The following is an 11,307-nucleotide window of genomic DNA, read 5'->3' as shown; positions in this document are numbered from 1 at the left end:
TGCGGTCACGGTGAAGCGGCGGTGATGATGCTGAAGCGGCAACGAACGCCCGCAGCGGAGCAGCTGCGGGCTCCGGCCCGGCGGACGAGCGCGGCCCGGTCCTCCTCGGGTCTGCCCCTGGCGATGATCGCGCCAGCCGTGGCGGTGATCCTGGTGGTCCTCGGCTACCCGCTGGTGCGGCTGGCGATCCTGTCCTTCCAGGACTTCGGTTCCCGGTCGTTGTTCACCGGGGAGGCGGACTTCGCCGGGCTGGAGAACTTCACCCGTGCGCTCGGCGACGCCGAGTTCTGGGTGGTGCTGGGGCGCACGGTCATCTTCACGGTGGTCTGCGTCGCGGCCCTGATGGTGCTGGGTTTCCTGATCGCCCACCTGCTGCTGGGCGTATCACCGTGGGTGCGGCTGGTCACCTCGGCTTGCCTCGTCCTGGTGTGGGCCATGCCGATGGTGGCGGCGACGCTGGTGTGGCAGTGGATGTTCCAGCCGCTGTACGGCGTGGTGAACTGGCTGCTCACCCAACTGCGCGTGTTCGGTGACCTCTCCGCGCACAACTGGCTGGCCAACCCCTCGCAGGCGCTCGGCCTGATCGTCCTGCTGGTGGTGTGGAAGGGGCTTCCGTTCGTCGCCCTGACCATGTTCGCCGCGCTGGGGCAGATCCCGGAGTCGCTGTACGAGGCGGCCCGCCTGGACGGCGCGGGCACCTTCGCCACCTTCCGCCGGATCACCATCCCGATCATGCGGCCGATCCTGGCGGTCCTGGCGATCCTGGAGGTGATCTGGTCGGTGAACTCGTTCACCCCGATCTGGGTCCTCACCCAGGGCGGCCCGTCCGGGCAGACCACGACCCTGGGCGTTTACGCCTACCTCACGGCGTTCAACGCGAACGACTACGGCTCGGGTGCGGCGATCGCGGTGCTGACCGTCATCCTGCTCGCCGTTTTCGCCGCCGTGTACGTGAAGAAGGTCTCCGCCCAGGGGGAGAACCCATGAGCACGTTGCGCCAGACGAAAGCGCGCCGCACCACCAAGAACGTCCTCGCGCTGCTGGTGGCCGCGGTGATGATCTTCCCGGTCTACTGGATGTTCGCCACGTCCTTCAAGGCTCCCGGGCGGATCCTCAGCGAGATGCCGCAGTTCGTGCCGTGGCCGCCCAGCGTCGAGAACTTCCGGCGGGCGCTGGACCAGCCGGAGTTCTGGACCTTCGCGCGCAATTCCCTGGTGGTGTCGCTGTCCACGGTGGCGCTCGCCATGCTGGTCGCGCTGGGCGCCTCGATCGCCGTGGTCCGCTTCAACTTCCGCGGGCGCAAGCTCTTCCTGGTGGTCCTGGTGCTGGTCCAGATGATCCCGCAGTCGGCCATGATCATCCCGATCTACCTGATGCTGCGCTCGGTCAACGCGCTGGACTTCCTGCCCGGCCTGGTCATCACCTACCTGACCTTCGTCCTGCCGTTCACGATCTGGACGCTGCGCGGCTTCGTCGCGGGCGTGCCGGTCGAACTGGAGGAGGCCGCGATGGTCGACGGCTGCAGCCGCCTGCGCGCCTTCGTGCAGATCCTGTTGCCGCTGCTGATGCCGGGTGTGGTGGCCACCTCCATCTTCGCCTTCGTCTCGGCATGGGACGACTACCTGTTCGCCTACGTGCTGATGAAGTCGCAGGGCAACTACACGCTGCCGGTCTGGCTCGTCTCGTTCCAGACCCAGGAGGGCGTCGACTACGGCGCCATGATCGCCGCTTCGTCGATCTTCTCCGTGCCCGTCCTGGTCTTCTTCCTCTTCGTCCAGCGCAGGCTGGTCGGCGGGATGACCGGCGGCGCGGTGAAGGAATGACCGAACAGCGAGGGCTTTTCTTACCCGCACCGCAAAGCAAACGAGTTAAGGCAGGCTCTGGGAGGACCCGCATGAACGACCTGTCCCGACTAGCTCACGGCGTGCTCTTCCCCGCGCTGGGCCGGACCTACGTCACGCGCTGGGCGAAGGAACGCATCGAGGCCGGACTGGGCGGATTCGTCCTGTTCGGCAAGGACATCAGCGCCGGCGAGCAGCTGCGTGAACTGACCGCGTCGCTGCACGCGCTCGGCGACCACGTGCTGCTGGCGATCGACGAGGAGGGCGGCGACGTCAACCGCCTGGAGGACTACGGCGGTACTTCGGTGCCGGGCAACCACGCACTCGGTCGGCTCGGCGATCCGCAGCGGACCAGGCAGGCCGCCCACCAGATCGGGCTGTCGCTGGTCGAGGCCGGGATCGACTGGGATCTCGCGCCCGCGGTGGACACCGCGGTGAATCCGATGAGCCCGAACGGGATCCGGTGCTTCGGCGCGGACCGCGCGCAGGTCAGCGAGCACGCGGCGGCCTGGGTCGGTGGTCTGCAGGACGCGGGTGTGAGCGCCTGCGCGAAGCACTTCCCCGGACACGGCCTCAGCGGGACGGACGCGCACCTGGGCACCCCCGTCGTGCCGCTGTCCCGGGCCGAACTCCTCGACCACTACCTCGATCCGTTCCGATCGGCGATCAGCGCCGGTGTGGACAGCATCATGGTCTCGCACGTCCGGCTGACCGAGATCGACGAGGTGCCCGCCACCATCAGCGCCGCGGTGCTCACCGGAATCCTGCGGGCGGAGCTGGGATTCGACGGCGTGGTCATCACCGATGCCCTGGAGATGCACGGAATCCGGGATGTCGCGGGGCTTCCCGAGGCCGCGGTGCGGGCCATCGCCACGGGTGCCGACGCGCTCTGCCTCGGCGCCTGGGCCTACCAGGAGGACGTCGCCGCGGCCGTCGACGCGCTGGTCGGCGCGGTGCGGAACGGAACGCTGAGCGAGCAGCGGCTGTTCGAGGCCAACGAGCGGATCTCCCGGCTCGGCAACCGGCCGAAGCCCGCCGCCACCGGGCACGACGACTCGGTGGGGCAGCAGCTCGCCGACGACGTCGTGGTCGTGCACGGCGACCCGGTACTGCACGGAAACCCGGGGCTGCGCGGCGGGCGGGCGCTGGTCATCCGGCTGGACCCGACGCATTCACCGGCCGCTGGCAAATCGTCCTGGGGCGTCGAGCAACCGCTGCGGGACGCGGGCGTGGATCTGGAGGTGGTGGCCGTGAACGGCAGCACCTACAACGGCGACGGCATGGTCCGGGCGGAACTCGGCCAGTACCGCGACGAGTACGGACCCGACGCGGACGTGGTGGTGCTGATCAGGAGTTCGCACCGGTTCGAATGGCAGGCGCCGATCCTGGCGCAGCTGCGGGAACGCTGCCCGCAGGCGGTGATCGTCGACATGGGCGTGCCCGGCGACGACTTCGCCGACTTCCGCGGCTGGATCCAGACCTTCGGGGCGGCCCGGGTCTGCGCGCAGGCCGCCACCCGCCGCCTGCTCGGAACCTGGTCCCCGCCGCCCAGCTCGACCTCAAGGACCAGTACGCGGTGATCAAGAACCAGATCCCGACAGCCGTCGCGGTCTGGCTGTGCAACACAGCGATCAGGTACTTCATCGCGACCTGAAAGCCTGTGTTTGTACTGGTTTTGCGTTGCGGTGCGGGTAGCGGAACCTCAACTGTGCCTGCGCGGGGACACTGGGCGGCAGGGTCGTCGGTGGCCGCGCATTCGGCGCCCAGGCGCTGGACCCGCTGGTGGACGTGTGGTGTCGCACTGGCTGGCCACGTTCGCGCTGCGGGCTCTCGAAAGCGCCGAACTCGGCTCGTGAGTGAGAATTCCGGTTCGCACCGAAACGATCACTCACGAGCCAGTAGTCCGAACGTCAGCTGCGGCGGGCGCGCTTGGCCTTGCGCGGCGGCGGTAGCGCACCTTCGGCGCGCAGCCTGGCCGCGTGCTCGGCGAGCGCGTCCACCAGGTCCTCCACGCGCGGGACCTCCGGCTGCACGTCCACCCGCAGGCCGAACTCCTTCGCCGTCTCCGCAGTGTTCGGGCCGATGCAGGCCACCAACGTCCGGGCGTGCGGCTTGCCCGCGATGCCGACCAGGTTGCGGACCGTGGACGACGAGGTGAAGCACACCGCGTCGAACCCACCGGTCTTGATCATCTCGCGGGTTTCCGCGGGCGGCGGCGCGGCCCGAACCGTGCGGTAGGCCGTGACGTCGTCGACCTCCCAGCCGCGCTCGCGCAGCCCGGCCGACAGCGTCTCGGTGGCGATGTCCGCACGCGGCAGCAGCACCCGGTCGACCGGGTCGAGGATGTCGTCGTGCGGCGGGAATTCGCTCAGCAGGCCCTCGCTGGACTGGTCACCGGAAGGCAGCAGCTCCGGCACGATGCCGAAGGACCGCACCTTCGCCGCGGTGGCCTCGCCGACGCAGGCGATCTTGACACCGGAGAAGGCCCGCGCGTCCAGCCCGAATTCGCCGAACTTCTCCCACACCGCGCGCACCGCGTTGGCCGAGGTGAACACCACCCACTGGTAGCGGCCGTCGACCAGGCCCTTGACCGCGCGCTCCATCTGCGCGGGGCTGCGCGGCGGCTCGACCGAGATCGTCGGCACCTCGTGCGAGACGGCGCCGTGCGACCACAGCCGGTCGCTCATCACCCCGGCCTGTTCCTTGGTGCGCGGTACCAGCACCTTCCAGCCGTACAGCGAGCGGGACTCCCACCAGGAGAGCTCGCCGCGCTCGGACACGATGTCGCTGATGGTCACCACCAGGTGGCCCTGCAGCTCACCCGCGTCGGCGGCCAGCGAGGCCAGCGTCGTGTCGATGGTGCGCTGCGCGACCGTGGTACCGGAGGCGGTCACCGCGACCGCGGTCTGCGCGGGCCTGCCGTGCTCGACCAGCCGTGACGCGGCCTCGGCCAGGTGGCTGCCGGTGGTGTGCAGCACCAGCGCACCGGGCACCGTCGCCAGCGACGCCCAGTCGACGTCACCGCGAACGTCCACCTCGGTGTGCACCGCGCCGAGCGCGATACCGGCATAGGCCGGAACCGCGCTGCCAGCGGCAACACCGGGGATGACGTCGAAGGCGGCACCGGTCTTCGCAACCTCCCGCACCTCGCGGACCACCGCGTCGGCGGTCAGCGGATCGCCGGCGACCAGGCGCACCACCGTGCGACCGGTCGACGCCTCGTTCACCAGGTCCCCGGCCACATCCGCCGGGTCGCCCACAGCAGGGCGTACCTCGGCGCCGTCAGCGGCCTGGCCGATGATGTCGGCGGGTACGTCCGGATCGGTCACCAGCAAGGCGGCCCGGGTGATCACATCCCGGCCCCGGACGGTGAGCAGTCCTGCGTCACCGGGACCGGAGCCCACGAAAGCAATCCGTCCGGGGGTCTTGCGTGCTCGGGTCATCAGGGCACTCCCCATCAACTACTGCCCGGGCCGCTGAGCAGAGCGGCCCTGGCTTCGAGCAGCTGGGCGGCCAACTCCCGGCCCAGCTGCTCGGCGGCGGTCGTCTCACCAGTGGCGGAAGCGCGCACCAACCGATCGTCTTCGGTCGCTACCACCCCGCGCAGGGACAGTCGCAGCGCCACGCGCCCGTCCTCGTCGAGGTCATCCACCACTTCGGCCAGCGCGCCGACGGGCGCGCTACAGCCCGCTTCGAGCGCGGCCAACATGGCGCGCTCGGCGGCCACCGCGGCGCGGCTGGCCTGATCGTCCAAAACGGACTGCAGCAGGTGCTCGGTGTCCACGTCGTCGACGCGGCATTCCACTGCGAGCGCGCCCTGAGCGGGCGCGGGCAGCATCTGCAGTGGATCGAGCGTTTCCGTGATCACCGCAAGCCGGCCCACGCGGGCCAGCCCGGCTCGGGCGAGCACGACGGCGTCCAGCTCACCGTCGGTCACCTTGCGCATGCGAGTGTCCACATTGCCGCGGATGCCGCGCACCTCCAGCCCGAGGCCCAGGGCCCGGAGCTGGCTGGCGCGGCGCGGCGAACCGGTGCCCACAACGGACCCCGGGGGCAGTTCACCGAGCGTCAGACCATCCCGTGCCACCAGCGCGTCCCTCGGGTCCTCCCGGACCGGGACAGCGGCCAGCGACAACCGGGGGTCCGGTGCGGTCGGCAGGTCTTTGTAGGAGTGCACCGCGACGTCCACCTCACCGGTGGCCAGCGCTTCGCGCAGCGCCGAGGTGAACACACCGACACCGATCTCGGCGATCGGTGCCATCGAGCGGTCGCCGTGGGTCGTCACGGTGACCAGCTGGGTCGGGTAACCAGCCTTCTCCAGCTCCTCGGCGACCTGCGAGCTCTGCGCCATCGCCAGGGCGCTGCCGCGGGTGCCGATGCGGAGGGTCTTGTTCAACGGTCCTCACCGTCCTGTTCAGCTCGATCGCGCAGCCGAGCCCGGGCGACGGTGGCTCCACCGGGCAGGCCGTCGTCGGCCTGCGGGATCCCGAGCACCGCGGTGGCCTGCGGATCGAGTTCGAAAAGCTCTCGGAGCGCGTCGGCGTACCCGGCGCCACCGGGCACCGACGCCAGTTGCTTGACCCGGACCGTCGGCGTGTGCAGCAGCTTGTCCACCACTCGTCGGACCGTGCGCGCCAGTTCGTCGCGCACGTCGCCGTCGAGCTCGGGCAGCCGGGAGTCCAGCCGCAGCAGCTCGCCGTCCACCACCTCGGCGGCCCGCTTGCGCAGCGCGGTCACGGTCGGGGTCACCTCGGCCGAGCGCTGCGCGGCGAGGTAGTTGCGCAGTTCTTCGGTGACGATCTGCGCGGCTCGCTCGGACTCGTTGCCGCCCTGCTTGTCGGACAGCCGTTGCTGCAGGCTCTCCAGGTCGACGACGGTCACGCCGGGCAGTTCGGCCACCTCGGCCGCGATATCCCGGGGCAGGCCCAGGTCGCAGCACAGCAGCGGCCGGTCGTCGCGAACGGTCAGCGCGGCGGCCACCACGTCTTCGGTCACCACGGCACCGATCGCGCCGGTGCAGGTCACCACGAGATCAGCGGCGGCGATCGCGCCGGAGAGGTCGGCCAGGTCCACGGCGCGGGCGACGACACCGTCGGTGCGCAGCGATTCGGCCAGCCGCTCACCGTTAGCAGCAGTGCGGTTGGCGATCACGACTTCGCCGATGCCGACGCGTTTGAGCTGCGCGGCGGCCAGGCCACCCATCGAGCCCGCGCCGACCACCAGTGCGCTGCGCCCGGCCAGGCCGCCCAACGCGACCTCCGCGTCGGCGAGCGCCTCGGACACCACCGACGCGCCTTCGCCGTCGATGCCGGTCTCGGCGTGCACCCGCTTGCCGACCCGAAGGGCCTGCTGCGCGAGTTCGTGCAGCGTCTTGCCGACGGTGCCGGCCTCGTCAGCGGTGCCGTAGGCCTGCCGCAGCTGGCCGAGGATCTGCGCCTCGCCGATGACCATCGAGTCCAGGCCCGAGGACACCGAGAACAGGTGCTCCACCGCGGCGCCCGCGTAGAAGACGTAGAGGTGATCGGCGAGTTCGGCGACCTCCGCACCCGCGTGCCTGGCCAGCACCGAGGTCACGTCGTCCAGGCCGCCGTGGAAGGTCTCCGCGACCACGTACACCTCGACGCGGTTGCAGGTCGAGATGACCAACGCCTCGCACACGTGCTCGCGCCGCAGCAGCTCGTCGAGGATCTTGGGGACGTCCGCCGTGCTGATCGCGACCCGCTCCAGCACTCGGACCGGGGCGCTGTGGTGGGAAATCCCGACGGTGAGCAGGTTCACAGCCGTTCCACCATCCTGTTCGCCGATTCGATGTCACCTGGCACCTGACCGCCGGGGCCCGGCGGTCCGACGTCCGCTCCGTCCACTTCGGACCGCGCGGCCGCCTCCTGCTGGCGTCGGGCCACGTGGAACGACAGGATCTGCATCTCCACCGCCAAGTCGACCTTGCGCACCTCGACGTCTTCGGGAACCTTCAGCACGACGGGCGCGAAGTTCAGGATGCACGTAACGCCACCGGCAACCAAGCGATCGCAGACGTCCTGGGCGCCCTGCACCGGGGTGGCGATGACGCCGATGGTGACCTCTCGCTCGACGCAGACCTCGACGATGTCGTCGATGTGGTTGACCGGGATGCCGCCGACCGGCACGCCGATCAGGTCCGGGTCCAGGTCGAACAGCGCGGACACCGGGAAGCCGCGGTTGGGGAAGCCGCCGTAGTTGGCCAGCGCGTGGCCGAGGTTACCGATCCCGACCACCGCGACGCTGTGCTTGCGGGTAAGCCCGAGGATGCGCTCGATCTGCCCGATGAGCACCGACACCTCGTAACCGACACCGCGGGTGCCGTAGGAGCCGATGTAGGACAGGTCCTTGCGCAGCTTGGCCGAGTTGACCCCGGCGGCGACCGCGAGTTCGTCGCTGGACACCGTGCCCACGTTCTGCTCGGCCAGCGCGGACAGGGCGCGCAGGTAGACCGCCAACCTGGCGACGGCCGCTTCGGGGATCGCCCTGGCACGTTCCCGCGCCGCGGGCACCTCGACCGCTGGCGACTGCTTGGGCTCGGTCCGGGATTCGGCCTCGGCCTGCCCGTCACCGTCCTGCACGTCCGCTCCGTGGGCCGTCACGCTGGATCTCCCTCGCCCTGCCTACTGCACTGGCTAACTTCTGCCTGGCTGACTTCTGCCCGCGCACCCGCACCCACTGGGCGCGGTCGCGCGCAACCGTCGTCGTCGGATTCCCGACACCGCTGCGCGGACGGGGAGCCGACGTCGACCGGTCTACCTCTCGGCGGCCTCGGCGTCGCCCGCGAGCGCCGCCGGAAAACCGACGACCCGACACACCTGATCCGCTGATTCACACCGAGATTCCGGTGACCCGACCCGTACACGTTAACCAATTTGTGAACGCAGGCACAAAGTCGCTGGGTCAAGCTCCACCGGAGGCGCAAACCTGTCCTCCATCATTGCCGATAGCCCCCCGACGTGCCAAAACGCGTGGTCTGGGGCACGCGAGCGACGTCCCGGGCACAAGATCAGCACCTCAGTGCGCCAAGGCGCGGCGGAAACGGTCCTCCTCGACCTTCCAGTAGCCGTGCTCGACTCCATCGATCAAGATCACCGGAACCCGGTCGCCGTACTCGGCGCGCAGCTCGGCGTCGGTGTCCACGTCCTCGGCGGCCCAGGGCACACCGAGCTCGGCGCAGATCCGCCGCACGTCGGAGATCGCGTCCGCACATGAGTGGCAACCCTCGCGGGTCATCACGGTCACCTCGCGCATGCCTTCGCTCCAGGAGAAATTCGGGCCGATTCGCGGCTTCCAACCTACCCAGCGGACCACTGCGGCGGGGACGGCGAACGCATCACCGATCGCACTGGTCACGTGTCCAAAATCACCTATCCGGATGGCGCATTATCCCCAGTCGAACACGTAGCGCAACCAAACCATCACCGTGAAGTACTACCTACTTCTGAGTAACAACACGTATGCTGCTCCAACGCCCACGCCCCCGGCGTCACCCAGGCCGAGTCTGGAGGCCCGAATGAGCGACACCCCCGCGCTCAACGCGGCTGTCGGAGGCGGGTGTCCCGCAGGACACCGCGACATGACACCGGCGTCAGTGCGTCCCACCAGCACCAGGCCGGTCCGCCAACGACGGCAGGAGGTCGCAAGAGATGAGCAGCCCGGAGACGCTCGCACCCCCCGCCCCCTTCCGCAACGTCGACGCCCCGGTCACCACGCCGATGCCCCGGCCAGGCGCCGAGAACTGGGCCTACGTCAGCGCCGCACAGCAGGGTGACAACGACGCCTTCGGACACCTCTACGACGAGTACGCCCAGATCGTCTACCGCTACGTGCTGTTCCGGGTCAGCGACCACTGCCTGGCCGAGGACATCACCAGCGAGACCTTCCTGCGAGCGCTGCGCCGGATCGCCTCGATCAGCTACCAGGGCCGCGATGTGGCGGCCTGGTTCATCACCATCGCCAAGAACCTCATCCTCGACCACATCAAGTCCAGCCGGAACCGGTTGGAGATCCCCACCTCGGACCTCACCGACAACTCGCCGGTCCACCGGGTGCACCTCGGGCCGGAACACCACGTGCTCACCGAGGCCACCCACCGCGAGCTGCTGCGCTGCGTCCGGCAGCTCAACCCCGACCAGCGGGAGTGCATCCGATTGCGGTTCCTGCAGGGGCTGTCGGTCACCGAGACCGCGGCCGCGATGCAGCGCGGCGAAGGCGCCGTGAAGGCCCTGCAGCACCGGGCGATCCGGCGGTTGGCGCAACTGCTGCCGGATGATCTCCGCTAGTCCGTTGCCGGGCCTGCGGAGGTGCGCAAGTGTGGTTGAAGTCAGGTCTTAAGCTAGAACCCTGCTCCAGCCGGTTCGCCCCGGACCGGTAAGACCAGAAAACTTCGCACACGATCACACCGGAGGACCCGGGAGGCGCGGCGGTGCCGACACGTCAAGGCCCAGCCGATGGCGCGGATCAGCACGGCATGCGCGCATCTGGCGCGGACCAGATCGACAGCGCGAAGCTGGCCGGTCGCGCGTCCGCCGAAGCCGCCGTCGCCGCCGCACCCGGTCCGGACGGCTCGCTGGCCACCCCGCCCGACCTCACCGCCGCGGCGTTCTTCGACGTCGACAACACGATGATGATGGGCGCCTCGCTGTTCCACTTCGCCCGCGGCCTGGCCGCCCGCAAGTTCCTCACCGCCACCGACCTGGCCGGATTCGCCTGGCAGCAGCTGAAGTTCCGGGTCGGCGGCCGGGAGAGCTCGCAGGACATGCACGCCAGCCGGGAGCAGGCGCTGTCGTTCGTGGCCGGGCGCAAGGTCTCGGAACTGGTCGAGCTCAGCGAGGAGATCTACGACGAGCTGATGGCGGACCGCATCTGGGCGGGCACCCGAGCGCTGGCCCAGATGCACCTGGACGCGGGGCAGCGGGTGTGGCTGGTGACAGCGACCCCGGTGGAGCTGGCGCAGATCATCGCGCGGCGGCTCGGCCTCACCGGCGCGCTGGGCACCGTCGCGGAGAGCGCGAACGGCGTCTACACCGGGCGGCTGGTCGGCGAAATGCTGCACGGCCGGGCGAAGGCGCACGCGGTCCGCGCACTGGCCACCAGCGAAGGCCTGGACCTGCGCCGCTGCACCGCGTACTCGGACTCGGCCAACGACATCCCGATGCTCTCGGCGGTCGGCACGGCGGTCGCGGTGAACCCGGACCAGCGCCTGCGCGACATCGCCCGAGCCAGGGGTTGGGAGGTCCGCGACTTCCGAACGGGCCGGAAGGCGGCCCGGATCGGCCTGAACTCGATGCTCGGCGCCAGCGCCATCGCCGGAGCCGTCGCAGCAGGCCTCGCCTACCGCCGCCGCGACAGGTCGTGAACGACACCGGCTCGGTGTGCCCGAAGCGCCGCGACGATCGTGCCGGGCGCTGGTCGCTCGTTCTGCCCGTCGCGCAGGTGTGGCGGG

At 70.0% G+C, this 11,307-nt stretch carries 11 protein-coding genes; 6 read left to right on the top strand and 5 right to left on the bottom strand.

Features of this window, described 5'->3' with window-relative positions; translation table 11 throughout:
- Window positions 1–24: 24 nt before the first annotated feature.
- The 4 genes from ACTWQN_RS04800 (at window position 25) to ACTWQN_RS04785 (ending at window position 3,495) form a co-directional block, all read left to right on the top strand.
- On the top strand, window positions 25–987 hold the full coding sequence (locus ACTWQN_RS04800; RefSeq protein ID WP_443202495.1) for a carbohydrate ABC transporter permease: 963 nt from the start codon (window positions 25–27) through the stop codon (window positions 985–987).
- Window positions 984–1,823 (top strand): carbohydrate ABC transporter permease, encoded by an 840-nt coding sequence (locus tag ACTWQN_RS04795; protein ID WP_443202094.1) that lies wholly within the window; start codon window positions 984–986, stop codon window positions 1,821–1,823. Before ACTWQN_RS04800 ends, ACTWQN_RS04795 begins: the two co-directional genes overlap by 4 nt.
- 71 nt (window positions 1,824–1,894) lie before the next feature.
- A complete protein-coding gene (locus ACTWQN_RS04790; protein ID WP_443202093.1) occupies window positions 1,895–3,421 on the top strand; it encodes a glycoside hydrolase family 3 protein in 1,527 nt (508 codons plus the stop codon).
- Window positions 3,418–3,495 carry a hypothetical protein gene (locus ACTWQN_RS04785; RefSeq protein WP_443202494.1) on the top strand — a complete coding sequence of 26 codons (78 nt, stop codon included), beginning with the start codon at window positions 3,418–3,420 and terminating at the stop codon, window positions 3,493–3,495. The genes ACTWQN_RS04790 and ACTWQN_RS04785 overlap by 4 nt, the downstream gene beginning before the upstream one ends.
- A 256-nt stretch (window positions 3,496–3,751) precedes the next feature.
- Here ACTWQN_RS04785 and ACTWQN_RS04780 read toward each other — a convergent pair whose 3' ends face one another.
- The 5 genes from ACTWQN_RS04780 to ACTWQN_RS04760 form a co-directional block, all read right to left on the bottom strand.
- Window positions 3,752–5,284, bottom strand: coding sequence for a bifunctional uroporphyrinogen-III C-methyltransferase/uroporphyrinogen-III synthase (locus tag ACTWQN_RS04780; protein ID WP_443202092.1), 1,533 nt, complete (start codon window positions 5,282–5,284; stop codon window positions 3,752–3,754).
- Window positions 5,285–5,298: 14 nt separating this feature from the next.
- Window positions 5,299–6,237 carry a hydroxymethylbilane synthase gene (gene hemC, locus ACTWQN_RS04775; RefSeq protein WP_443202091.1) on the bottom strand — a complete coding sequence of 313 codons (939 nt, stop codon included), beginning with the start codon at window positions 6,235–6,237 and terminating at the stop codon, window positions 5,299–5,301.
- Entirely contained in the window at window positions 6,234–7,619 is a 1,386-nt protein-coding gene (locus ACTWQN_RS04770) for a glutamyl-tRNA reductase (RefSeq protein WP_443202090.1), read from the bottom strand. The genes hemC and ACTWQN_RS04770 overlap by 4 nt, the downstream gene beginning before the upstream one ends.
- Window positions 7,616–8,461 carry a redox-sensing transcriptional repressor Rex gene (locus ACTWQN_RS04765; RefSeq protein ID WP_443202089.1) on the bottom strand — a complete coding sequence of 282 codons (846 nt, stop codon included), beginning with the start codon at window positions 8,459–8,461 and terminating at the stop codon, window positions 7,616–7,618. The genes ACTWQN_RS04770 and ACTWQN_RS04765 overlap by 4 nt, the downstream gene beginning before the upstream one ends.
- 415 nt (window positions 8,462–8,876) lie before the next feature.
- Window positions 8,877–9,113: a glutaredoxin family protein gene (locus tag ACTWQN_RS04760; RefSeq protein ID WP_443202493.1), complete on the bottom strand. Its 237-nt coding sequence runs from the start codon at window positions 9,111–9,113 to the stop codon at window positions 8,877–8,879.
- Between the two features lie 464 nt (window positions 9,114–9,577).
- Between ACTWQN_RS04760 and ACTWQN_RS04755 the strand changes: the two genes are divergently transcribed.
- Window positions 9,578–10,144, top strand: coding sequence for a sigma-70 family RNA polymerase sigma factor (locus tag ACTWQN_RS04755; protein WP_443202492.1), 567 nt, complete (start codon window positions 9,578–9,580; stop codon window positions 10,142–10,144).
- 188 nt (window positions 10,145–10,332) lie between these two features.
- Window positions 10,333–11,220: an HAD family hydrolase gene (locus ACTWQN_RS04750; protein ID WP_443202491.1), complete on the top strand. Its 888-nt coding sequence runs from the start codon at window positions 10,333–10,335 to the stop codon at window positions 11,218–11,220.
- Window positions 11,221–11,307: the final 87 nt, after the last annotated feature.

It is taken from the genome of Saccharopolyspora antiqui, from assembly GCF_052246905.1.
GTDB lineage: Bacteria > Actinomycetota > Actinomycetes > Mycobacteriales > Pseudonocardiaceae > Saccharopolyspora.
This window is presented reverse-complemented; position numbering and strand designations above follow the sequence as displayed.

What these genes read in the sequence shown, in the direction of transcription:
- ACTWQN_RS04800 (WP_443202495.1), top strand. Translation starts at nt 25, where the DNA reads ATGATGCTGAAGCGGCAACGAACGCCCGCAGCGGAGCAGCTGCGGGCT.
- ACTWQN_RS04795 (WP_443202094.1), top strand. Translation starts at nt 984, where the DNA reads ATGAGCACGTTGCGCCAGACGAAAGCGCGCCGCACCACCAAGAACGTC.
- ACTWQN_RS04790 (WP_443202093.1), top strand. Translation starts at nt 1,895, where the DNA reads ATGAACGACCTGTCCCGACTAGCTCACGGCGTGCTCTTCCCCGCGCTG.
- ACTWQN_RS04780 (WP_443202092.1), bottom strand. Translation starts at nt 5,284, where the DNA reads ATGACCCGAGCACGCAAGACCCCCGGACGGATTGCTTTCGTGGGCTCC.
- ACTWQN_RS04760 (WP_443202493.1), bottom strand. Translation starts at nt 9,113, where the DNA reads ATGCGCGAGGTGACCGTGATGACCCGCGAGGGTTGCCACTCATGTGCG.
- ACTWQN_RS04755 (WP_443202492.1), top strand. Translation starts at nt 9,578, where the DNA reads ATGCCCCGGCCAGGCGCCGAGAACTGGGCCTACGTCAGCGCCGCACAG.
- ACTWQN_RS04750 (WP_443202491.1), top strand. Translation starts at nt 10,333, where the DNA reads ATGCGCGCATCTGGCGCGGACCAGATCGACAGCGCGAAGCTGGCCGGT.